General features: G+C 58.9%; 21 protein-coding genes. 13 read left to right on the top strand and 8 right to left on the bottom strand.

Features of this window, described 5'->3' with window-relative positions:
• Positions 1 to 441 (bottom strand): type II 3-dehydroquinate dehydratase, encoded by a 441-nt coding sequence (gene aroQ / locus FHL16_RS23445; protein WP_077749419.1) that lies wholly within the window; start codon positions 439 to 441, stop codon positions 1 to 3.
• 140 nt (positions 442 to 581) lie between these two features.
• Positions 582 to 1,493 carry a LysR family transcriptional regulator gene (locus FHL16_RS23440; protein WP_010467449.1) on the bottom strand — a complete coding sequence of 304 codons (912 nt, stop codon included), beginning with the start codon at positions 1,491 to 1,493 and terminating at the stop codon, positions 582 to 584.
• 115 nt (positions 1,494 to 1,608) lie between these two features.
• On the opposite strand from FHL16_RS23440, the gene FHL16_RS23435 reads away from it, so the two are divergent.
• From FHL16_RS23435 to FHL16_RS23425, 3 genes are all read left to right on the top strand, one after another.
• Entirely contained in the window at positions 1,609 to 1,815 is a 207-nt protein-coding gene (locus FHL16_RS23435) for a tautomerase family protein (RefSeq protein WP_010467451.1), read from the top strand.
• A 211-nt stretch (positions 1,816 to 2,026) separates the two neighbouring features.
• Positions 2,027 to 2,455 (top strand): DUF4160 domain-containing protein, encoded by a 429-nt coding sequence (locus FHL16_RS23430; protein WP_077749418.1) that lies wholly within the window; start codon positions 2,027 to 2,029, stop codon positions 2,453 to 2,455.
• On the top strand, positions 2,452 to 2,898 hold the full coding sequence (locus FHL16_RS23425) for a DUF2442 domain-containing protein (protein ID WP_010467455.1): 447 nt from the start codon (positions 2,452 to 2,454) through the stop codon (positions 2,896 to 2,898). Before FHL16_RS23430 ends, FHL16_RS23425 begins: the two co-directional genes overlap by 4 nt.
• A gap of 54 nt (positions 2,899 to 2,952) precedes the next feature.
• Here FHL16_RS23425 and trmA read toward each other — a convergent pair whose 3' ends face one another.
• Positions 2,953 to 4,032 (bottom strand): tRNA (uridine(54)-C5)-methyltransferase TrmA, encoded by a 1,080-nt coding sequence (gene trmA / locus FHL16_RS23420; protein WP_077749417.1) that lies wholly within the window; start codon positions 4,030 to 4,032, stop codon positions 2,953 to 2,955.
• Positions 4,029 to 5,324, bottom strand: a complete 1,296-nt coding sequence (locus FHL16_RS23415) for an NCS2 family permease (RefSeq protein ID WP_010467459.1) — start codon at positions 5,322 to 5,324, stop codon at positions 4,029 to 4,031. The genes trmA and FHL16_RS23415 overlap by 4 nt, the downstream gene beginning before the upstream one ends.
• Positions 5,325 to 5,539: 215 nt before the next feature.
• Here FHL16_RS23415 and FHL16_RS23410 point away from each other — a divergent pair, with 215 nt between their 5' ends.
• The 5 genes from FHL16_RS23410 (at position 5,540) to FHL16_RS23390 (ending at position 10,514) form a co-directional block, all read left to right on the top strand.
• Positions 5,540 to 5,998, top strand: coding sequence for a DUF4879 domain-containing protein (locus FHL16_RS23410; RefSeq protein ID WP_077749416.1), 459 nt, complete (start codon positions 5,540 to 5,542; stop codon positions 5,996 to 5,998).
• Positions 5,999 to 6,065: 67 nt separating this feature from the next.
• Entirely contained in the window at positions 6,066 to 6,617 is a 552-nt protein-coding gene (locus FHL16_RS23405) for a DJ-1 family glyoxalase III (RefSeq protein ID WP_077749415.1), read from the top strand.
• Between the two features lie 182 nt (positions 6,618 to 6,799).
• Complete coding sequence (locus FHL16_RS23400) at positions 6,800 to 7,330, top strand: (2Fe-2S)-binding protein (protein ID WP_077749414.1); 531 nt, start codon at positions 6,800 to 6,802, stop codon at positions 7,328 to 7,330.
• A complete protein-coding gene (locus tag FHL16_RS23395; RefSeq protein ID WP_077749413.1) occupies positions 7,327 to 8,316 on the top strand; it encodes an FAD binding domain-containing protein in 990 nt (329 codons plus the stop codon). The genes FHL16_RS23400 and FHL16_RS23395 overlap by 4 nt, the downstream gene beginning before the upstream one ends.
• Positions 8,313 to 10,514: a xanthine dehydrogenase family protein molybdopterin-binding subunit gene (locus FHL16_RS23390; RefSeq protein ID WP_077749412.1), complete on the top strand. Its 2,202-nt coding sequence runs from the start codon at positions 8,313 to 8,315 to the stop codon at positions 10,512 to 10,514. Before FHL16_RS23395 ends, FHL16_RS23390 begins: the two co-directional genes overlap by 4 nt.
• Here the strand turns inward: FHL16_RS23390 and FHL16_RS23385 are convergent.
• Positions 10,511 to 11,749, bottom strand: coding sequence for an MFS transporter (locus FHL16_RS23385; RefSeq protein ID WP_077749411.1), 1,239 nt, complete (start codon positions 11,747 to 11,749; stop codon positions 10,511 to 10,513). The two genes, FHL16_RS23390 and FHL16_RS23385, sit on opposite strands and share 4 nt — an antisense overlap.
• Before the next feature lie 486 nt (positions 11,750 to 12,235).
• Between FHL16_RS23385 and FHL16_RS23380 the strand changes: the two genes are divergently transcribed.
• Genes FHL16_RS23380 through FHL16_RS23370 form a run of 3 tightly spaced genes read left to right on the top strand, consistent with a single transcriptional unit; the run spans position 12,236 to position 14,911 of the window.
• Positions 12,236 to 13,675, top strand: a complete 1,440-nt coding sequence (locus FHL16_RS23380) for a cytochrome ubiquinol oxidase subunit I (protein ID WP_010467471.1) — start codon at positions 12,236 to 12,238, stop codon at positions 13,673 to 13,675.
• A 3-nt stretch (positions 13,676 to 13,678) separates the two neighbouring features.
• On the top strand, positions 13,679 to 14,686 hold the full coding sequence (gene cydB, locus FHL16_RS23375) for a cytochrome d ubiquinol oxidase subunit II (protein ID WP_010467472.1): 1,008 nt from the start codon (positions 13,679 to 13,681) through the stop codon (positions 14,684 to 14,686).
• 57 nt (positions 14,687 to 14,743) lie between these two features.
• Positions 14,744 to 14,911 carry a DUF2474 domain-containing protein gene (locus FHL16_RS23370; RefSeq protein WP_010467474.1) on the top strand — a complete coding sequence of 56 codons (168 nt, stop codon included), beginning with the start codon at positions 14,744 to 14,746 and terminating at the stop codon, positions 14,909 to 14,911.
• Between the two features lie 80 nt (positions 14,912 to 14,991).
• Here the strand turns inward: FHL16_RS23370 and FHL16_RS23365 are convergent, their stop codons facing one another.
• Entirely contained in the window at positions 14,992 to 16,116 is a 1,125-nt protein-coding gene (locus FHL16_RS23365) for a methyltransferase (RefSeq protein ID WP_077749410.1), read from the bottom strand.
• Between the two features lie 189 nt (positions 16,117 to 16,305).
• On the bottom strand, positions 16,306 to 17,016 hold the full coding sequence (locus FHL16_RS23360; RefSeq protein WP_077749409.1) for an autoinducer binding domain-containing protein: 711 nt from the start codon (positions 17,014 to 17,016) through the stop codon (positions 16,306 to 16,308).
• Positions 17,017 to 17,361: 345 nt separating this feature from the next.
• Here FHL16_RS23360 and FHL16_RS23355 point away from each other — a divergent pair, with 345 nt between their 5' ends.
• Positions 17,362 to 18,138: a ferredoxin--NADP reductase gene (locus FHL16_RS23355; protein WP_010467481.1), complete on the top strand. Its 777-nt coding sequence runs from the start codon at positions 17,362 to 17,364 to the stop codon at positions 18,136 to 18,138.
• Between the two features lie 48 nt (positions 18,139 to 18,186).
• Here the strand turns inward: FHL16_RS23355 and mscL are convergent, their stop codons facing one another.
• Positions 18,187 to 18,600, bottom strand: coding sequence for a large-conductance mechanosensitive channel protein MscL (gene mscL, locus FHL16_RS23350; protein WP_010467482.1), 414 nt, complete (start codon positions 18,598 to 18,600; stop codon positions 18,187 to 18,189).
• A gap of 285 nt (positions 18,601 to 18,885) precedes the next feature.
• Here mscL and katB point away from each other — a divergent pair, with 285 nt between their 5' ends.
• A complete protein-coding gene (gene katB, locus FHL16_RS23345) occupies positions 18,886 to 20,427 on the top strand; it encodes a catalase KatB (RefSeq protein ID WP_077749408.1) in 1,542 nt (513 codons plus the stop codon).
• Positions 20,428 to 20,460: the final 33 nt, after the last annotated feature.

Raw genomic sequence — 20,460 nt, 5'->3', positions numbered from 1 at the left:
TTACCCCTTCAAACGTTGGCTGAAGTAATCCAGCGCCAGGCGATAACCATGGCTGCCGAAACCGGCCATCACCGCTGTGGCAATGGCGGAAACGAAGGAGTGATGCCGGAAGGGTTCGCGGGCGTGAACATTGGACAGGTGAACTTCGACCACCGGCAATTCGCTGGCGACCAAGGCATCGCGGATCGCGACTGACGTGTGCGTCCAGGCCGCCGGGTTGATGACAATCCCGGCGCAACGGCCACGGGCCGCGTGAATCCAGTCGAGCAATTCGCCTTCATGGTTGGTTTGGCGAAACTCCACTGCCAAGCCGAATTCTTCGGCGGCGCGTCCGCACAGGGCAGAGATATCGGCCAGGGTTTCGTGACCATAAGTCGCCGGTTCGCGGGTGCCAAGCAGGTTCAGATTCGGGCCGTTGAGCACCAGAACGATAGGGGACATCGAAGTCTCTCCACATATTATTTTTGGAATGGGCTGGGGTGATCAGCCTGTGGAGATAAATTGTACTAGCTGGTTAGTTCGGTCAATTGAAGAGCGGTTTCATTGAGGTTTTGTGTGCGGTGATCGGACAGTCGCACGACTTATCGCGGCAGATGCTCGACCAGGAAATCGATAAATGCCCGCAGTCTAAGCGGCATATGACGGGTCTGTGGATAGAGCAGGGTGAAGGGGCGCGAGCGTCCGCCATACGGCTTGAGCACTTCCACCAATGAGCCATCGGCCAGTTCGTTTTCAACGATGAAGCGGTAGGTTTGAAAAAGCCCCGCCCCGTGTTTGGCCAGGGTCACGCCGCCGAGTACGTCGTCAGAACAACTGAGGCTGCCCTCGGCAAGAATCTCCCGCGGGACGCCGTCGTCGTTGAACAGCCAGGCAATGCGCCGACCGCTGCTGGGCAATTCGTATTGAATGCATTCGTGCTGCGCAAGGTCGTCCAGGCTTTGCGGGGTGCCCGCGCGCTTCAGGTAATCGGGGCTGGCAATCATCACCAGGGCGGCGTCCTCAAGGTGCCGGGCGATGAGCCCGGAATCCGGAATCGCCCGCACGCGGATCGCCATGTCATAGCCTTCGCCAACGAAATCGATGTTGCGATTGCTGATGTGCGATTCGACTTTCACGTCTGGAAAACGCGCCCGAAATGCCGGCAACAACGGCAAGATCCGATGGTGCGCATACGTCGTGGGAATACTGATGCGCAGTGTCCCGGACGGTTGCTGTTGCTGGCCCATGACCTCGCGCTGAGCCTCCACCAACTGCGCCAGGGCCTGACGACATTCCTCGTAATAGCGCCGACCGCTGTCGGTCAGCTTGACGCTGCGGGTGGTGCGCGCAAACAGCCGCACGCCCAGACGTTCTTCCATGCGCGACACCGATCGACTCACGGCGGCCGGTGTGACACCCGCCACCAACGCGGCCGCCGTAAAGCTGCCGGCCTCGGCGGCGAGGCAAAACAGTTCGATGCTGCCCAGCTGAAGATCGTCGAATACTCGCTGCATGATGGATGACACCGGGGGTCAATGAGGGACTGGATTTCGCCACTGTAGATGAAATCGGCCCGGCGGTGCTTTACTTGACCGGCGTCTTCTTTGATAACCGGCCAGGAGCAGCATCATGCCTTTCGTCAGCGTGCGTATTACCCGTGACGGCGTCACCCGGGAGCAGAAAGCCCAAGTCATCGCCGAGATTACCGACACCTTGGAGCGAGTCCTCGGCAAGGATCCGAAATTGACCCACATCGTGATCGAAGAAGTCGACACCGATAACTGGGGTTATGCCGGCATGACCACCACCGAGTATCGGAAAAACCTGCCGGGATGAGGGTGTTACACGCCCGCAGAGCCGTCCTCGTGACGGCTTTTTTGTGGGCGCGGCGAAAGGATTGCTTACTATTTTGCGCCGTTATCCACCGGTCCAAGGCGAGGCTTGGCGCTAGTCTCAGAGGCGTAAAGGCGATTTGGCGTCGCGCCAATCGTCGGTTTTCCAGGGAATCTCGGGTCTTCGGATTCCTTAACCTAACGGATGGGTTGGTATGCGGTTATTCAGCTACAAAGGGTTTTCAATGGTGATCATGTTGCGTGATGAGCACTGTCCGCCTCACGCACATGTGGACGCCGGAAGCTGGAGTGCACGCTTCAAATTCTGCTTTTGGCACAACAGTGTCGAGCTGTGGGATGTGGTTCCTCATTCAAATCGGCCGCCAGTGGCCGTGCTGGAAGGATTGCGTCACGCACTCGGCCAACCCGCCCACTTGCGCCGCGCCCGTGCCATCTGGTGGGGCGAGTTGCACACGGTGTGTCTTGATCATCAGATTTGGGACTGGCAGGCCAGCGAAGTCGTGGTGATAAAAAGGATTGCGAATACGACCTGGATGATTGGCTCGGCTTGTTATGAACCCGAGACGAACAAGACCCTGTTGGCGCTGATCGGCGCTCCTGAGGGTGTGGAGATCCAACTATGAAAACGATACAGGCAGGCATGCTGGTCGATCGGCCTGTCACCGAGGTCGTGCTGGATGAAGCCATCCAGCGCGGGCAAGTGCGCCAGAAGAGCGGATTGCAGGCGACTTCGGTGAGGTTTGTGGAGCCTTGTCTGGCGGTCAGTTTCATTGATGGCAGTGGCGTGCTGCTGCCCGTGCAGCACTATCCGGAATTTGATGATTTTGACGTCGAGGATTTCGCAGACCTCAAAGTCGGCTTTTCCGGAACCGCCCTGTGCCATGAAGGCAAGGATCTGCACGTGTCCATCGCTGGGATGATTTCGGCGAGCAAGCCGTTGATGGACATGGCTGCCTCGGTCATCGCCTCGCGCAATGGTCGCCAAAGCAGCGCCGCCAAAGCCGAGGCCGCGCGGGCCAATGGCCGAAAAGGCGGGCGTCCGCGCAAGACAGATGTCACCGATTGAGCACCCACAAAAAAGCCGTCGTGATGACGGCTGATTTGTCTAAGCGACTGACCTTCAACGACGGGTCAGCAACACCCCGGATTCCATGTGATGTGTCCACGGAAACTGGTCGAACATCGCGCACTGGGTGATGCGATGGGTATCGTGCAACTGGGCGATGTTGGCGGCCAGGGTTTCCGGGTTGCAGGAGATGTAGAGGATGTTGTCGAAGCGCCGGGTCAGTTCGCAGGTGTCCGGGTCCATGCCGGCGCGAGGCGGGTCGACGAAGACGCTACCGAATTCGTAGCTCTTCAGGTCGATCCCCTGCAGGCGACGGAACGGGCGAACTTCATTCAGGGCTTCGGTCAGCTCTTCTGCGGACAACCGCACCAGGGTGACGTTATCCACAGCGTTTTCGCTGAGGTTGCTCAGTGCGGCGTTGACCGAAGTATTGCTGATTTCCGTGGCCAGCACTTTGCGCACACGGGTCGCCAGCGGCAGGGTGAAGTTGCCGTTGCCGCAATACAGCTCCAGCAAATCGTCCGGGCGATCGCCGAGGGCGTCGTAAGCCCAGTTGAGCATCTTCTGGTTCACGGTGCCGTTGGGCTGGGTGAATGCACCTTCGGGCTGACGGTAACTGAACGTGCGACCACCGACGTCGAGTTTCTCGACCACGTAATCATGGCCAATCACTTCGCGTTTGCCTTTCGAACGACCGATAACGCTGACGTTCAGGTCGGTGGCCAGTTTCGATGCCGCCGCGTGCCAGTGTTCATCCAGTGGACGGTGATAGCACAAGGTGATCATCGCATCGCCGGCCAGGGTGGTCAGAAACTCCACCTGAAACAGCTTGTGGCTCAGCGCCGCACTTGCCTTCCAGGCCGCCTTGAGCTGCGGCATCAGTTCATTGATGCGCAGGCTGGCGATCGGGAACGCTTCGATCAGGATCGGCGTGCGTTTGTCTTCCTGGGAAAACATCGCGTAATGCCTATCGCCGCCTTCGCGCCACAGGCGGAATTCGGCGCGCAGGCGGAAATTTTTCAGCGGCGAGTCAAACACCGCAGGTTCCGGTGCATCGAACGGGGCCAGCAGATCGCGCAGGCGCGTGACCTTTTCTTCGAGCTGAACGGCGTAGGCCTGGGAATCAAAAGTCATGCGTTGAACCAACCCAACTTGATCACAAACAGAATCGAAAGAATCACCAGCGCCGGGTTCAGCTCACGGCCGCGGCCGGACAGCAACTTGATCGCGGTCCAGGAGATGAAACCGAAGGCGATGCCGTTGGCGATGGAGTACGTAAACGGCATGGCAAGCGTAGTGACCACGACCGGTGCGGCGACGGTGATGTCATCCCAGTCTATTTCGGCCAGGCCGGATGTCATCAACACCGCGACGAACAGCAGCGCCGGTGCGGTGGCGAACGCCGGAACGCTGGCGGCCAACGGCGAGAAGAACAGCGCCAGCAGGAACAGGATCGCCACCACGACGGCCGTGAGGCCGGTACGGCCACCGGCACTCACGCCAGCGGCGGATTCAATGTAGCTGGTGGTGGTCGATGTGCCCAGCAGCGAACCGGCCATGGCCGCGGTGCTGTCGGCGATCAGGGCGCGGCCCATTTTCGGCATATGGCCGTCCTTGCCCATCAGGCCGGCGCGCTTGGCGACGCCGATGAGGGTGCCGGAGTTATCGAACAGGTCGACGAACAGGAAAGCGAAAATCACGCTGACCAGGCCGATGTCGAGCGCACCTTTGATGTCCAGTTGCAGGAAGGTCGGCGCCAGGGACGGCGGCATCGACATCACGCCGCCGAACGGCGTGAAGCCCAATGCGATGGACGCGATGGTCACGACCAGAATACCGATCAGCACCGCACCGCGCACGGCGAGCGCTTCGAGGGCAACGATCAGGGCAAAACCGAGGGTCGCGAGGATCGGAGCGGGTTGCTTCAAATCACCGAGGCCGACCATGGTCGCCGGGTTGCTGACCACGATGCCGGCGTTATGCAGGGCGATCAGCGCCAGGAACAGGCCGATACCGGCGGCAATCGCTGAGCGCAGCGGCAGCGGGATGCTGTTGATGATCCATTCGCGGATGCGGAAGATCGACAACAGGAAGAACAGCACCGCCGAGATGAACACCGCCCCCAGCGCCACTTGCCAGGTGTGGCCCATGTGCAGGACCACGGTGTAGGTAAAGAAGGCGTTCAGGCCCATGCCTGGCGCGAGTGCGATCGGGTAGTTGGCGATCAGGCCCATCACCGTGGAGCCGATGGCTGCTGCCAGGCAGGTCGCGACAAACACCGCGCCCTTGTCCATGCCGGTCTCGCCGAGGATGCTCGGGTTGACGAACAGAATGTAGGCCATGGCCAAGAAGGTCGTGACGCCCGCCAGAATCTCGGTCCGCACGTTGGTGTTGTGTGCCTTGAGTTGAAACAGCCTTTCCAGCATGTCTGCTCCCCGTGGCGCGCCGGGCGCCGTGAATGTATCGACCTCAACAGCAAAGCACAGACCGCTGATAGCGCCTGGTAATTTTCTGTGGGCCGGAAAAAGCCGCGCATCATACCAGCAGCGTGGGGCTATGGCTGCTTATGGCTGCGATCGTCGTCGATGTTTTGCCGTAAAGCGAAGTGAGCCATACTGCGCGCTGGTTTTGGGGGGGCGTTATGAAGTGCATTAAAAAGCGTGGGGTTGCGGTGATGGGCGTCGCGATGGCGTTGTGGCTGGGGGCGCAAACTGCTTCGGCGGCGATGGCGGCTCCGTTGAGCCAGGTGAAAGTGATCAAGGTCCAATCGCCGGGCTGTGGTCTTGAAAACATTGTCGAGAAACAGGAGCAGACGAGCTGCGACCACAGTGGTCCGGACATCAAGGTCTACGTTCTGGAAATTGGATATGGCAGCCTTAGTCCGCACGTCGCGCTGGATGGTTTTAACGTAGACGGCACCCGGACGGCGGTGTGTGCCTATCAAACCGGCAACCTGAAGGAGTGCGCATCCGGAGAAACAACCGTCGGCTATCTGTACATCTTCGATCTGAAGGGCAAGCAGGACGGCATCTTCACCTTCAGCAACACGTCCATCAACGCGCCCCGCAACACGATGTCGACACAGCTTTACATCAAGTAACGGCTGCGTTCGAACAAGGGTCAGGAAAGCTGACTACGCTTTAAAGATCATTCTGTGGACCGCGCCCATGACCTTTAGAGCTTTGATTACCCTCGCCGAGGGCATCGACGACCTGCAAACCGTCACCCTGATCGATGTACTGCGCCGCGCCAAGGTTGAAGTGGTGGCGGCGAGCATCGAGGGGCGACGCATGATCACTTGTGCCCGCGGTACCCGCCTGACCGCCGATGCAATGCTGGTGGACTTGCTGGCCCAGCCGTTCGACCTTCTCGTATTGCCTGGAGGCGAGGTGGGCTCCCAGCACCTCGCCGCGCATCAACCCCTGCAACAGTTGATCAAGGACCAGGCCGCCGCCGGGCGCCTGTTCGCCGGCATTGGTGAGTCCCCGGCGCTGGCGTTGCAAGCCTTTGGCGTCTTGCGTCAGCGGCGCATGACCTGCCTGCCATCGGCCAGCCATCGATTGTCGGGCTGCAATTTTGTCGACCAGCCCGTGGTGGTCGACGGCAACTGCATCACTGCCCAGGGATCGGGGGCGGCGCTGCCGTTTGCGCTGGCGCTGGTGGAGCAACTGTGCGGTAAAGCTGCTCGGGCTGCGGTGGCGGTTGAGTTGGTGGTCTGACTGTTCGTGGTTTCAAGTTGCGCGAACCTTTTAGTAACAGCCAAACGAACACTTCGCCCGCTCCAATACTGGTCTTTCCGCGCCCATCAGTTTCCTTGAACACTCTCGCCACCCCGAAGTCGTACCCCTTATGACGGCGGTTTGCCAAAACGCCGCTTATTACGACTAACCGTGAGGTGTTTATGAGTGCGACCACCCCCGAAGCGGCGCAGCCGTCCTTCGTTCGTCACCCGTTACGCCTGACCCTCAACGGTCAGGAGCGTCAACTGGAGGTCTTGCCCTGGACCACGCTTTTGGACCTGCTGCGCGAGCAATTGGACCTGATCGGCACCAAAAAAGGTTGCGATCACGGCCAGTGTGGCGCCTGCACGGTGTTGCTCAACGGCAAGCGGGTGAACGCCTGCCTGACGCTGGCGGTGATGTGCGACGGCGCAGAGCTGGTCACCATTGAAGGGCTGGCAACCGGCGATGAGTTGCACCCCATGCAGCAAGCCTTCATCAAGCACGATGCCTTTCAGTGCGGCTATTGCACGCCGGGGCAGATCTGTTCGGCGGTCGGTCTGGCGAATGAAGGGCGGGCGCACTCCCGCGCGGACATTCAGGAGCTGATGAGCGGAAACCTCTGCCGTTGCGGTGCCTACAACAATATTCGCGATGCCATCGAAGAGGTACTTCCCTCCTGCCGCCAGCCTGGGCAAGGAGGTGGTCAATGAATCCTTTCCACTACAGCAAACCCGATTCGGTGCAGGACGCCGTGCACCTCGCCAGTCCGGCGTCGCGCTTCATCGCCGGCGGTACGAATCTGCTGGATTTGATGAAAGAGAACCTCACTCGCCCCGAACATTTGATCGATATCACCGGTTTGCCACTACGCGAGGTCAAGGAAACGGCCAGCGGCGGCGTGATGATTGGCGCCTTGGTCAGCAATGCCGATCTGGCCTGGCATCCGCTGATTGAGCAGCGTTACCCGCTGTTATCCCAGGCGATCCTGGCAGGTGCTTCGCCGCAATTGCGCAACATGGCCAGCACCGGCGGCAATCTTCTGCAACGCACTCGCTGCTATTACTTCTACGACGCCAGCGTGCCGTGCAATAAGCGGGAGCCCGGCAGTGGTTGCCCTGCACGGGACGGTCTCAACCGGATTCACGCGATCCTCGGCGCCAGTTCGCACTGTGTCGCCACCCATCCTTCCGACATGTGTGTGGCGTTGGCGGCGTTGGAGGCAATCGTCCACGTCCAGGGGCGCGACGGTGCCAGAACCATTGCGTTTGCCGACTTCCACCGATTGCCGGGCGATGCCCCTGAGCGCGATAACCAACTGGCCGACGATGAACTCATTACCGCGGTCGAGTTGCCCGCCGCCGGTTTTGCCGAGTACAGCCATTATTTGAAGATTCGCGATCGCGCCTCTTACGCCTTCGCCCTGGTGTCGGTCGCCGCAGCGCTGGACTTGTCCGGGCCGGCCATTCGCGAAGCGCGTTTGGTCCTCGGTGGCGTGGCGCACAAACCGTGGCGTGACAATGCCGTCGAGCAATGGCTGGAGGGTAGGGCGGCCAACCATGAAACCTTCTGCGCCGCTGCCGACATGCTCCTGCAAAAGGCCGAACCGCTCGAACATAACGCCTTTAAGGTCAAACTGGCGCGAGAGGCAATTGTTCGCGCCTTGAGCGATGCCGCGCGAGGAGGGCAAGCCCGATGAACACAGTTACCTTACCCATGGGCCAACCACTGGACCGGGTCGACGGTCCTCTCAAAGTTACCGGCCAGGCCCGCTACGCCGGTGAGTTTCCTGAGGAGGGTCTGCTCCACGGCAGCGTTGTCTCAAGTTCTATCGCCTGCGGTCGCGTGCTGAGCATTGACGCCTCCGAGGCGCTGGCATTGCCCGGTGTTGTCGCGGTGATCGATCACCTCCAGCGTCCGACAATCGCCAGTTATGACAAGGATTACGAAGACGCCGACTCGGCTGAGGGATCGCCGTTTCGTCCGTTGTACAACGATAAGGTCCTGTACAGCGGCCAGCCGCTGGCGCTCGTCGTTGCGGATAACCTTGAGTTGGCGCGTTATGCCGGTTCGCTGGTAAAGATTGAATACGACACCGAGTCTCATCAGACCGATCTGTTGAGCCTGCAAGGCGAAGCCAAACCGGCACCCGCCAAGCTGCCTGAACCTCGTGGGAACTTCCAGGCCGAATTTGCCGGTGCCGCCCTGAGTCTGGATCTGAACTACAGCACGCCGATCGAACACCACAACCCGATGGAACCGCACGCCAGCACAGTGCTTTATCAGGCCGATGGCAGTCTGCATATCCATGACAAGACTCAGGGTCCGCAGAACTGTCAGTCATACGTGCAAAAGGTGTTCGGGCTTGAGAAAGAGCAGGTCAGAATTTTCGCCGCGTATGTCGGCGGTGCGTTTGGCTCTGGCCTGCGTCCGCAGTACCAGTTGGCGCTGGCCGTGATGGCCGCGCTGCACCTCAAGCGTTCGGTGCGAGTGACATTGACTCGTCAGCAGATGTTCACCTTCGGCTACCGTCCGCGCACTTTGCAACGTTTGCAATTGGGCGCTGCGGCCAATGGACGCTTGTTGGCGGTGGCTCATACCGCCATCGGCCAGACCTCGCGTTTCGAGGATTTCACCGAGCACGTGGTGGAGTGGAGCGGCATGCTCTATCACTGCGACAACGTGCAGTTGACCTACAAACTTGTGCCACTGGACGTGTTCACGCCCCTCGACATGCGAGCGCCAGGCGCGGCGCTGGGGTTGATTGGCCTTGAATGTGCGATGGACGAACTGGCCTGTGCGTTGGCCATCGATCCGGTGCAGCTGCGGTTGATCAATTATTCCGAGCGCAATCAGAACGAAGACAAACCGTACTCCAGCAAAGCCTTGCGCGAATGTTACGCCCAAGGTGCCAAACGCTTTGGCTGGGATCAGCGCGATCCCGAACCGCGCAGCATGCGTCAGGGTCGACAGTTAGTGGGCTGGGGCATGGCCGGCGGTGTCTGGGAAGCGATGCAGCAGAAGGCCAGCGCCAAGGCTTCGCTTGATCACAACGGCAAGCTGATCGTCAGTAGCGCCACCACCGATATCGGCACGGGCACCTACACGGTCATGACGCAAATTGCCGCGCAGGCGTCAGGCGTTTCGGTAGAGGATGTCACTTTTGTCCTTGGCGACTCTTCATTGCCAACCGCGCCATTGCAGGGCGGATCGTTCACGGTGTCGTCGGTCGGTACGGCCGTTCAGCAGGCTTGCGAAGCCTTAAAGGAAAAGCTGCTCGCCGTTGCGCGGCAAACCTCACCCGCGTTCAGTGGTGTGACCTCGGAACAAGCGGCTTTTGAAGACGGATATCTGACATTTGGCGATGCGCGGGTAAAACTGGCCGACCTGGCCCGGGACTGCGGAGAAGACACCCTCGAGGTTCAGGTTGATGCCGAGCCTGACAAGAAGCGCGAAGCCTACGCCACCGCCACCCATTCAGCGGTGTTCGTCGAAGTGCTGGTGGATGAGGACTTGGGCACGGTGAAGGTGAACCGGGTGGTCAGCGCGATTGCGGCGGGTCGAGTGGTCAATCCGAAAATGGCCCGCAGCCAGATTCTCGGTGGCGTGGTGTGGGGCATCGGCATGGCCTTGCACGAGGAGACGCAGACCGACCATGCGCTGGGTCGTCACATGAATCACAGCCTGGCCGAATACCACATTCCGGTAAACGCTGATATCGGCGACATTGACGTGCTGTTTGTCGAAGAACACGACGAGATCGTCAATGCCCTGGGTTCCAAGGGCGTGGGCGAGATCGGCATCGTCGGCGTGGCGGCAGCGGTGGCCAATGCGATCTATCACGCGACTGGCAAACGGGTGAGGGATTTCCCCATCACCCTGGACAAACTGCTCTAGGCCTTGGCTTCTTCGATTGGCACATGCATGCGGTCGCGATTGGCCAGGGTCGGGAACAATTTGATCCACGCCCCGGTCACCACCAGCGTGCCGATACCGCCCATGACCACCGCCGGCACGGTGCCGAACCAATGGGCGGTGAGGCCGGATTCGAACTCGCCCAACTGGTTCGAAGCACCGATGAACAAACCGTTCACGGCGCTGACCCGGCCGCGCATTTCGTCCGGGGTTTCCAGTTGCACGAAGGAGGCGCGGATCACCATGCTGATCATGTCCGCTGCGCCCAACACCACCAGCACGGCTAGGGAAAACCAGAACGAAGTCGAGAGGCCGAACGCGATGGTCGCGACGCCGAACACACCGACGGCGGTGAACATCACCCGCCCGACTTTGCGCTCCACGGCAAATCGCGCCAGGTACAGCGACATCAGCAGCGCACCGACTGCCGGGGCTGAGCGCAACAGACCCAGGCCCCAGGGGCCAGTCAACAGGATGTCCTTGGCGAACACCGGCAGCAGTGCCGTTGCCCCGCCGAGCAATACCGCAAACAGGTCCAGGGAAATCGCCCCGAGAATGTCCGGCCGACTGCGAATGAAGCGGATGCCTGCGAGCAATGAGTCCAGCGTCGCCTTGCCCTTGTTCAACGGTGTTTGCCGGGCGGGCAGGTTGAGCATCAACAAGCAGGCAATGAGGTAGAGGATCACGGTCGGGCCATACACCCAGACGCTGCCGAAGGCATAGAGCAAACCGCCAAGGGCCGGGGCGACGATGGTGGCTGATTGTTGAGCCGACTGCGCGGCGGCGACGGCGCGGGGGAACAGCGCGCTGGGCACGATGCTCGGCAGCAGGGCCTGAGTGGTCGGCATCTCGAAGGAGCGTGCGGCGCCGAGCAGGAAGGCGAGGATGAAGATCATCTCGCGGGTGACATGGTCGGTTGCGCTGCCGATGGCCAGGGAGAGGGCAATCATCGCTTGCAGAGATTGGCAGATCGCCGCGACCTTGCGCCGGTCATAGCGGTCCGCAACGTGCCCGGTGTGCAGCATGAACAAAACCCGTGGAGCAAATTCCACCAGCCCTACCAAGCCCAGGTCGAGCACATTGCCGGTCAGTTGATACAGATTCCAGCCGATGGCCACGGTGAGCATCTGAAAACCGCTGGCGGTAAACACCCGAGCCAGCCAGAACGCGATAAAAGGGCGGTGATGGCGTAACAGCAAGGGCGCTTGGCTGGGCATCTGAGGGCAGGTCTTGAGCGAGGTGAGGGTCGAGATTATCACCAAGCTGTAACCAGAAGTTGCAGGCTGGGAAAATTTAGTTAGCTAGACACCGATCTCCAAAAACACCGACATTCCCCTTTGGGAGCGAGCCTGCTCGTGATGATGGAGTATCAGTCGACACCTCTGCTGCCTGACACACTGCTTCGCGAGCCGGCTCGCTCTCACCGGTAATGTGTTTCAGTTCATGAGTAGAGCTATGAGGCAACCTGTCACGCGGCAAAAGACCACACCGTCCATCGTCAAAAATGGGACTACTCTTTTAACCATTGCTTGATCCAGATCAAGACCCTTGTGGAAATGATCCGGTGGCCAGATGGCCAGACTCCCTACGTTGTGACGTTTGTAAAAAAAGAACGAATTCTAATTCGCCACACTCCATATCCGTGGGGGCAGTGGGTGCAGGCCGCAAGCCTTCAGCCGGTATTACCTGACAGAGGAAGACTTATGTTCGGTTTGGAGGCGCTTGATCTCGCCCGAATTCAGTTTGCGTTCACCATCTCGTTCCACATCCTGTTCCCGGCTATCACCATTGGCCTGGCGAGTTACCTGGCGGTACTCGAAGGTTTGTGGCTGAAGACGAACAACGACACTTACCGCGATCTGTACCATTTCTGGTCGAAGATCTTTGCCGTCAACTTCGGCATGGGTGTGGTGTCCGGGTTGGTCATGGCGTATCAGTTCGGCACCAACTGGAGCCGCTTCTCGGATTTCGCCGGTTCCGTGACCGGGCCGTTGCTGACGTACGAAGTCCTCACAGCGTTCTTCCTTGAGGCCGGTTTCCTCGGCGTCATGCTGTTCGGCTGGAACAAGGTCGGGCGCAATCTGCACTTCTTCGCCACGGTCATGGTTGCCATCGGCACGCTGATATCGACCTTCTGGATTCTCGCCTCCAACAGTTGGATGCAGACCCCGCAAGGATTCGAAATCATTAATGGCCAGGTCATTCCAACCGACTGGTTCGCCGTGATCTTCAACCCCTCATTCCCCTACCGCCTGATGCACATGGCGACGGCCGCGTTCGTCGCGACTGCCTTCTTCGTCGGCTCTTCCGCGGCCTGGCATTTGCTGCGCGGCAAGGACAACCCGGCGATCCGCACCATGCTCTCGATGGCCATGTGGATGGCATTGATCGTGGCGCCGATTCAGGCGGTCATCGGTGACTTTCACGGGCTCAACACGCTCAAGCACCAGCCGGCGAAAATCGCTGCGATCGAAGGTCACTGGGAAAATCACGGCGATGAGCCGACCCCGCTGATCCTGTTCGGCTGGCCCGACATGAAAGAAGAGCGGACCAAATACGCGGTAGAAATTCCCTACCTGGGCAGCCTGATCCTGACCCATTCCCTGGACAAGCAAGTGCCGGCGCTCAAGGACTTCCCGCCTGAAGACCGGCCGAATTCCACCATTGTGTTCTGGTCGTTCCGGATCATGGTGGGTCTGGGCATGCTGATGATCTTCACAGGATTGTGGAGCCTGTGGCTGCGCAAGAGTGACAAGTTGTACACCTCGCGTCCGTTCCTATATCTGGCGTTGTGGATGGGCCCATCCGGCCTGATTGCGATCCTTGCGGGCTGGTTCACCACTGAAATCGGCCGTCAGCCGTGGGTGGTCTATGGCCTGATGCGCACGGCGGACGCGTCCTCCAATCACAGCTTCCTGCAGATGAGCATCACGCTGGTCCTGTTCGTTGTGGTGTATTTCGCGCTGTTCGGTGCCGGTCTGGGCTACATGATGCGCCTGGTGCGCAAAGGGCCGAAGATCGACGAAGGCAAGGAAACGCCCGAGGGTGGTCCAGGCAAGAAACGCACGCCGGCCCGTCCGCTGTCCGCCGCCGACGATTCCGCCGACGACGACCACGGTCCCAGCCTGACCAAGGAGATTTGAGTCATGGGTATTGATCTTCCGCTGATCTGGGCCGTGATCATCATCTTCGGCATCATGATGTACGTGGTCATGGACGGCTTCGACCTGGGGATCGGGATTCTCTTCCCGTTCATCCCGGGCAAGACCGACCGTGACGTGATGATGAACACCGTCGCCCCGGTCTGGGACGGCAACGAAACCTGGCTGGTACTGGGTGGCGCGGCGTTGTTCGGCGCGTTCCCGCTGGCCTATTCGGTGGTGCTCTCGGCGCTGTACCTGCCGCTGATTTTCATGCTGATCGGGCTGATTTTCCGGGGCGTGGCGTTTGAGTTCCGCTTCAAGGCCAAGGACCACAAGCGTCATCTGTGGGACAAGGCGTTTATCGGTGGTTCGATTGCTGCAACCTTCTTCCAGGGGGTGGCCCTGGGGGCATTCATCGATGGGTTGCCAGTGGTCAATCGCCAGTTTGCCGGTGGTTCACTGGACTGGCTGACACCGTTCACCCTGTTCTGCGGCCTCGCGCTGGTGGTGGCTTATGCGCTGCTGGGTTGCACCTGGCTGATCATGAAGACCGAAGGCAAGTTGCAGCAGCAGATGCATGATCTGGCGCGGCCGTTGGCGTTCGTGGTGTTGGCGGTGATCGGTATCGTCAGTATCTGGACCCCGTTGGCCCATGCCGAGATCGCGGCCCGCTGGTTTACCCTGCCGAACCTGTTCTGGTTCCTGCCGGTACCGATCCTGGTGCTGGTGACCATGTACGGTCTGATCCGCGCCGTGGCCCGCAATGCGAACTACACGCCATTCCTGCTGACGTTGGTGCTGATCTTCCTCGGCTACAGCGGTCTGGGCATCAGCCTGTGGCCCAACATCGTACCGCCTTCGATCTCGATCTGGGACGCTGCTGCACCGCCGCAAAGCCAGGGCTTCATGCTGGTCGGTACGCTGTTCATCATCCCGTTCATCCTGGGTTACACCTTCTGGAGCTACTACGTGTTCCGCGGCAAGGTGACCCACGAAGACGGTTATCACTAGCGCACACGACAATGGCGCAGGGCTTGAACCTGCGCCGTTTCAGAGGAGGTCAAGATGATGGCTGGCAAACATTCCCTGGAGGAAATCAAGGCGGCAGAGAAAAAACCGCTTTGGCAGCGGCTCGGTTGGTTGGCCTTGATTTGGGTCGGTAGCGTGGGGGCCCTGTTTATCGTGGCCAGCCTGATGCGCATGTTCATGAACGCCGCAGGTCTGTCCACGCACTGAAACACCCGACATTCCCATCCCCGTTGCCTTGCGGCACGGATTCAAACCCTCCTGTCACGGAGGGTTTTTTTTACCTGCGATTATTTGCGGGCTTTGAGAATGACGAATTTCGGCGTGGCCGCCACTTGCTCGACGCCACGGAACAGCCGCGCGAGCTTGCTGTGGTAACCCAGGTGACGGTTGCCGACGATGTACAGCGCACCGCCGGTTACCAGAGCTTCGCGCGCTTGCTGGAACATCCGCCAGGCGAGAAAGTCGCCTACGACTTGTTGCTGGTGAAACGGTGGATTGCACAGCACAACGTCCAGCGATTGCGGTTCTTGTCCGGCCAGGCCATCGTCGGCGCGGACGATCACGTCACGATCACCCAGAGCTGCGCGCCAGTTTTCGGCGGCCGATTGCACCGCCATGAATGACTCGTCCACCAGCGTGTAATGGGCCTCAGGGTTTTGCAGAGCGCTGGCGATTGCCAGTACGCCGTTACCACAACCGAGATCGGCAACGCGCGCTGTCCCGAGGTTCTGTGGCAAGTGTGGAAGAAATGCTCGAGTGCCGATGTCCAGCCCTTCGCGGCAGAACACATTGGCGTGGTTCAGCAGTTCGATCGCCGGTGTGTCGAGTTGATAGCGTGAAGGGTAGGGGGACACGGCTGGGTTTTTGGCTTCAGGCGTTGCGATCAGCAGCCGGGCTTTTTTCACCGCCAACGAGGCTTGCACCGGGCCGATGTAACGCTCCAGCAGATCACCGGCGGCACGGGGCAGATGCTTGACCATCGCTGCTGCAATCACCTGAGCACCCGGGGCCAGTTGGCTTTGCAGGCGAATCAGTTGCTCTTCCAGCAAGGCCAGGGTTTTCGGCACCCGGATCAACACGCGGTCAAACGGCCCCGCAAAGGCTTCGTTGGCCGGTACGCTCGGCACGGCATCAAAGGCCTGGCCGTTGCGGATCAGATTCTTTTCCAGGCCCTGGAAGGCCAGAAACGAGTCGCCGCTGCTGGTCACCACAACGTGCCCCGCCAGGCTCGCGGCCAACGCGCCGAAGCTATCGTTGAGCACCAGCACTCGGGTGTCCACGGCCGGTTGCTGCTCGGCCAGATAATTGAGCATGTACTCGTCTGCGGCATCGAAAGCTTGCAGTGGTTCGTTCTGCTGTTCTGGCTGACGGATCAGATCGAGTTGGGCGAAGGGCGTTTCGAGCAGGGGCATGAGGCGGGGCTCTGGGTAGTCAACGGGTGTGGTGTCCCGCTGCCTGAAGCGTTGTAGCGGGCGGGACCGTCCGAGTGGACTGCGACGTAATGGTGCATTCGTCAACACTCTGGAGGAGCCGCAAATGGTACGTTTTTTTCTTTTGGATTGCCCGCAGGTTTTTCCTCCTGGTTATTAGGGGTGTACTGCTCAGATCAAGCACGCCCTGGTGGCTGCGACCACTGCCGCAAGCTTGTTGTTGACGCCCAGTTTCATTATTACTCGGTGAATATGAAAATTCGTGGTGCGTTCAGTGATGCACAGGATGATGCCTATCTCGTAGGCGGTTTTGCCATCGGCTGACAGTTTCAATATCTCGATCTCGCGTGCCGATAAATGCGGTTTGCAGTAATCCTTCACGCGATCAGGCAATTTTTTCGCGACGAGCCCATGCAGGTGGTTGCTGATGAACATCGTGTAGCCCAGTTTTTCATACCATTCATAGGGGGTGATGGGGCAGTCGCTTCTTGCCAGGCTGAGCATGCTGCGCAGCCCGTTGTCGCCATGGAGCGATTGCGACCAGCCATACTGCAAACCGAGTTGTTTCTGTGCTTGCCACAGCGTTGGTGTCTTCGAATAAACCTTCTCTTCCCATAAAATGGGCATTGTTGAATGATTGCAATGAGCTACTACTGGGTCTATTTCTCTGAAGTGATTTTGTTCATATTCCGCGTTCCAGCCACTTGGGTAGTTGTTGAAATTCACTCTATCGAAGTGTGGGCCTCGTAAGTGAGAAGTGATTGAAAATGCACAAAAATTAAAGCCAAGGCTTTTGACGAAATCCAGTGATATCTCATAGGCATCTCCAACGTCTCTCGCTTCAGATATCTGTCTTAAACGTGATTCCTTCCACATTTCCATTGGCGTAACTCCATACGGGGTATCTGGGGGGTGCACATTGGATCCGAAATCCGGCACGTCACGAGTGTAGGAGTATTCCTACGAAGAGGCTGCAATTTTTTTGCTCTTGAAAAGGTTGAAAAGTAAATAACTGGTTCTTAGTCAGGATTAACAACGTTATATGTTGTACCCAATGCTTCTATTGAATTTTGTGTTGTACCCTTTGGTTAGTGTGACAGGAGGGGCACTTACAATCGCATCAGTAACCCCAGGACATGGGTGGCTCGTCTAAAGCCACTACAAATCACCGGTGTTTACATCACTCGCTTTGCGGGACACTGGGGCATCTGTTGAATGGAGCACCCCATGACCGCCAGCGCAGAAAAATTCACTCGCCAGACCCTGACCGACGTTCAGCCGTTGACCCCCAACCTGTTCACGTTGCGGGCCACCCGAGACCCCGGTTTTCGTTTTCGGGCGGGGCAATTTGCCCGGTTGGGCGTTACCCGGACCGATGGCAGCACGGTATGGCGCGCCTATTCAATGGTCTCCTCGCCCCATGACGAATTTCTCGAGTTCTTTTCCATCGTGGTGCCAGGCGGGGAGTTCACCAGCGAACTGAGTCGGCTGGAGGTCGGCGATACGCTGTTGGTGGACCGTCAGGCCTTCGGCTACCTGACGCTGGATCGTTTCGTCGACGGTCGTGATCTCTGGTTGCTATCCACTGGCACCGGCGTGGCGCCATTTTTGTCGATCCTGCAGGACTTTGAGGTGTGGGAGAAATTCGAGCGGATCATCCTGGTGTACAGCGTAAGGGAAGCCCGCGAGCTGGCTTATCAGGCGCTGATCGCGGGGCTGGCGCAGCGCGACTATCTGGCCGAATACGCGCACAAGTTGCAGTTCATCGCGACCGTCACGCGCGAGGAGCACCCCGGCGCCCTTAACGGGCGAATCACGACGCTGATAGACAACGGAGAACTGGAGCGGGTGGCGGGGGTGGCGCTGACGCCCGAGCACTCGCGGGTCATGCTCTGCGGCAACCCCCAGATGATCGATGACACACGCAAGCTGCTCAAGCAGCGGGACATGCACTTGAGCCTCAGTCGACGACCCGGCCAAGTGGCGGTGGAGAACTTCTGGTAAAAAAAAACGGCGCCCCGAAGGCGCCGTTCTTTTGCACGCAACCAGCCTTCAGGGCTGATTGTTCTGGGCCTTGAGCAGGTCACGAATCTCGCTCAACAGCTCTTCTTCCTTGGTTGGAACCGGCGGCAGGGTGGGGGCCACGGCCTCCTCGCGTTTCAGACGGTTGATGGCTTTGACGCCCATGAAGATCGCGAAGGCGACGATGATGAAGTCGATCAGGCTCTGGATGAACTTGCCGTAGGCCAGCACCACCGCCGGGATATCGCCGTTGGCTGCCTTGAGGGTAACCGCCAGGTCACTGAAGTCCACCCCACCGATCAGCAGGCCGATTGGCGGCATCACCACGTCGCCGACAAACGATGAAACGATCTTGCCGAACGCGGCGCCGATGATGATACCGACGGCCATGTCGACCACATTACCTTTGACCGCGAAGGCCTTGAACTCACTTATCACGCCCATAGGTTATTTCCTTGTTACAGATGAGGTTGGTGAACGCAGTGTAAATCAGCAAATCCTGTCCTGCTCGAAACGCCTTCTTACAATGCCCATGTTTATCGACACATTTGCAGGCATTTAGTTTGCAAAGTGCCAGCAATCGCGCGCGAACTACGCGCTAACAGGCTGATTAGCCACACAATTCTCTGAATCATCGCATTACGTTCTTTCTATTTATGTTCTGCGCTCCGGGCCACTAGCCTCTGGGCAGCGCACTTGGAGTGCGCCTTGAAAACAGAGGAACCTGATATGACTTCCACCCTTGGCCTTGGGGCTTTCCCCCATCGGCGTACCCTTGGCGTATTAACCGCCAGCCTGCTGACCTTCTCCGTCCACGCTGCCCCCCTGACCCGCGATAACGGTGCTGCCGTCGGCGACAACCAGAATTCGCAAACCGCCGGTGCCAATGGCCCGGTGCTGCTACAGGACGTGCAACTGATCCAGAAGCTCCAACGCTTTGATCGCGAGCGCATTCCCGAGCGCGTCGTGCATGCCCGCGGCACCGGTGCCCACGGCACCTTTACCGTGACGGACGACCTGAGTGACCTGACCAAGGCCAAGGTGTTCGCTGGCGGTCAAAGCACGCCGGTGTTTGTGCGTTTCTCGGCGGTCGTCCACGGCAACCATTCGCCAGAAACCCTGCGTGACCCCCGGGGCTTTGCGACCAAGTTCTATACGGCGGACGGCAACTGGGACCTGGTCGGCAACAATTTTCCGACCTTTTTCATTCGTGATGCCATCAAATTCCCGGACATGGTCCACGCCTTCAAGCCGGACCCACGTACCAACCTGGACGATGATGCCCGCCGCTTCGATTTCTTTTCCCATGTTCCAGAGGCCACTCGCACGCTGACGGAGTTGTATTCCAATTCCGGTACACCCGCCAGTTATCGGGAAATGGACGGTAACGGTGTTCATGCTTACAAGTTAGTTAATGCCAAGGGTGAAGTTCACTACGTGAAGTTTCACTGGAAAAGTCTGCAGGGGATTAATAACCTCGATCCAAAAGCAGTAACCAACGTTCAAGGTCGAGACTACAGTCATATGACTAATGATTTGGTGTCTCATATTAACAAGGGTAACTTTCCAAAATGGGACTTGTACGTCCAGGTGTTAAATCCTAAAGACTTGTACAAGTTTGATTTCGATCCATTGGACGCAACCAAAATCTGGCCCGGAGTTCCTGAGCGAAAAGTTGGACAAATGGTGTTGAACCGAAATCCGGCAAATGTCTTCCAGGAAACAGAACAAGTTGCCATGGCACCGGCCAATCTTGTTCCTGGCATCGAACCTTCCGAAGATCGCTTATTACAAGGACGGGTGTTCTCTTATGCCGATACTCAACTGTATCGCCTGGGCGCCAATGCACTGCAATTGCCAATCAATGCACCCAAGGTCGCCGTGAACAACGGTAATCAGGATGGCGCGATGAACATCGGCCATAGCAGCAGCGGTGTGAATTATCAGCCGAGCCGTTTGCTGCCTCGTGACGAGTCGCAAACCGCACGTTACAGCCAGTCGGCCCTGTCGGGCAGCACGCAGCAGGCGAAGATCCAGCGTGAGCAGAACTTCAAGCAAGCCGGCGATCTGTATCGCTCGTTCAGCAAGAAAGAACGCAAGGACCTGATCGAGAGCTTCGGCGGCTCACTGGCCACCACCGATGACGAGAGCAAGCACATCATCCTGTCCTTCCTTTATAAGGCCGACCCGGAATACGGGAGCGGCGTGACCAAGGTGGCCAAGGGTGATCTGGGCCGGGTCAAGGCACTGGCGGCCAAGCTGGCGGACTGATCGCGTTTGCCTGAAAAAGCGGGGCCTCTGACG

The sequence above is a fragment of the Pseudomonas sp. FSL W5-0299 genome (assembly GCF_005930655.1).
Taxonomy (GTDB): domain Bacteria; phylum Pseudomonadota; class Gammaproteobacteria; order Pseudomonadales; family Pseudomonadaceae; genus Aquipseudomonas; species Aquipseudomonas mandelii.
Note: the sequence above shows the minus strand (reverse complement) of the source record. Positions and strands in the feature narration are given on the sequence as shown.

Coding starts and splice junctions, on each gene's coding strand:
- FHL16_RS23400 (WP_077749414.1), top strand. CDS start 6,800: ATGAGTGCGACCACCCCCGAAGCGGCGCAGCCGTCCTTCGTTCGTCAC.
- FHL16_RS23395 (WP_077749413.1), top strand. CDS start 7,327: ATGAATCCTTTCCACTACAGCAAACCCGATTCGGTGCAGGACGCCGTG.
- FHL16_RS23435 (WP_010467451.1), top strand. CDS start 1,609: ATGCCTTTCGTCAGCGTGCGTATTACCCGTGACGGCGTCACCCGGGAG.
- FHL16_RS23365 (WP_077749410.1), bottom strand. CDS start 16,116: ATGCCCCTGCTCGAAACGCCCTTCGCCCAACTCGATCTGATCCGTCAG.
- aroQ (WP_077749419.1), bottom strand. CDS start 441: ATGTCCCCTATCGTTCTGGTGCTCAACGGCCCGAATCTGAACCTGCTT.
- FHL16_RS23405 (WP_077749415.1), top strand. CDS start 6,066: ATGACCTTTAGAGCTTTGATTACCCTCGCCGAGGGCATCGACGACCTG.
- cydB (WP_010467472.1), top strand. CDS start 13,679: ATGGGTATTGATCTTCCGCTGATCTGGGCCGTGATCATCATCTTCGGC.
- FHL16_RS23390 (WP_077749412.1), top strand. CDS start 8,313: ATGAACACAGTTACCTTACCCATGGGCCAACCACTGGACCGGGTCGAC.
- FHL16_RS23415 (WP_010467459.1), bottom strand. CDS start 5,324: ATGCTGGAAAGGCTGTTTCAACTCAAGGCACACAACACCAACGTGCGG.
- FHL16_RS23360 (WP_077749409.1), bottom strand. CDS start 17,016: ATGGAAATGTGGAAGGAATCACGTTTAAGACAGATATCTGAAGCGAGA.
- FHL16_RS23355 (WP_010467481.1), top strand. CDS start 17,362: ATGACCGCCAGCGCAGAAAAATTCACTCGCCAGACCCTGACCGACGTT.
- FHL16_RS23440 (WP_010467449.1), bottom strand. CDS start 1,493: ATGCAGCGAGTATTCGACGATCTTCAGCTGGGCAGCATCGAACTGTTT.
- FHL16_RS23380 (WP_010467471.1), top strand. CDS start 12,236: ATGTTCGGTTTGGAGGCGCTTGATCTCGCCCGAATTCAGTTTGCGTTC.
- FHL16_RS23430 (WP_077749418.1), top strand. CDS start 2,027: ATGCGGTTATTCAGCTACAAAGGGTTTTCAATGGTGATCATGTTGCGT.
- FHL16_RS23425 (WP_010467455.1), top strand. CDS start 2,452: ATGAAAACGATACAGGCAGGCATGCTGGTCGATCGGCCTGTCACCGAG.
- trmA (WP_077749417.1), bottom strand. CDS start 4,032: ATGACTTTTGATTCCCAGGCCTACGCCGTTCAGCTCGAAGAAAAGGTC.
- katB (WP_077749408.1), top strand. CDS start 18,886: ATGACTTCCACCCTTGGCCTTGGGGCTTTCCCCCATCGGCGTACCCTT.
- FHL16_RS23410 (WP_077749416.1), top strand. CDS start 5,540: ATGAAGTGCATTAAAAAGCGTGGGGTTGCGGTGATGGGCGTCGCGATG.
- FHL16_RS23385 (WP_077749411.1), bottom strand. CDS start 11,749: ATGCCCAGCCAAGCGCCCTTGCTGTTACGCCATCACCGCCCTTTTATC.
- FHL16_RS23370 (WP_010467474.1), top strand. CDS start 14,744: ATGGCTGGCAAACATTCCCTGGAGGAAATCAAGGCGGCAGAGAAAAAA.
- mscL (WP_010467482.1), bottom strand. CDS start 18,600: ATGGGCGTGATAAGTGAGTTCAAGGCCTTCGCGGTCAAAGGTAATGTG.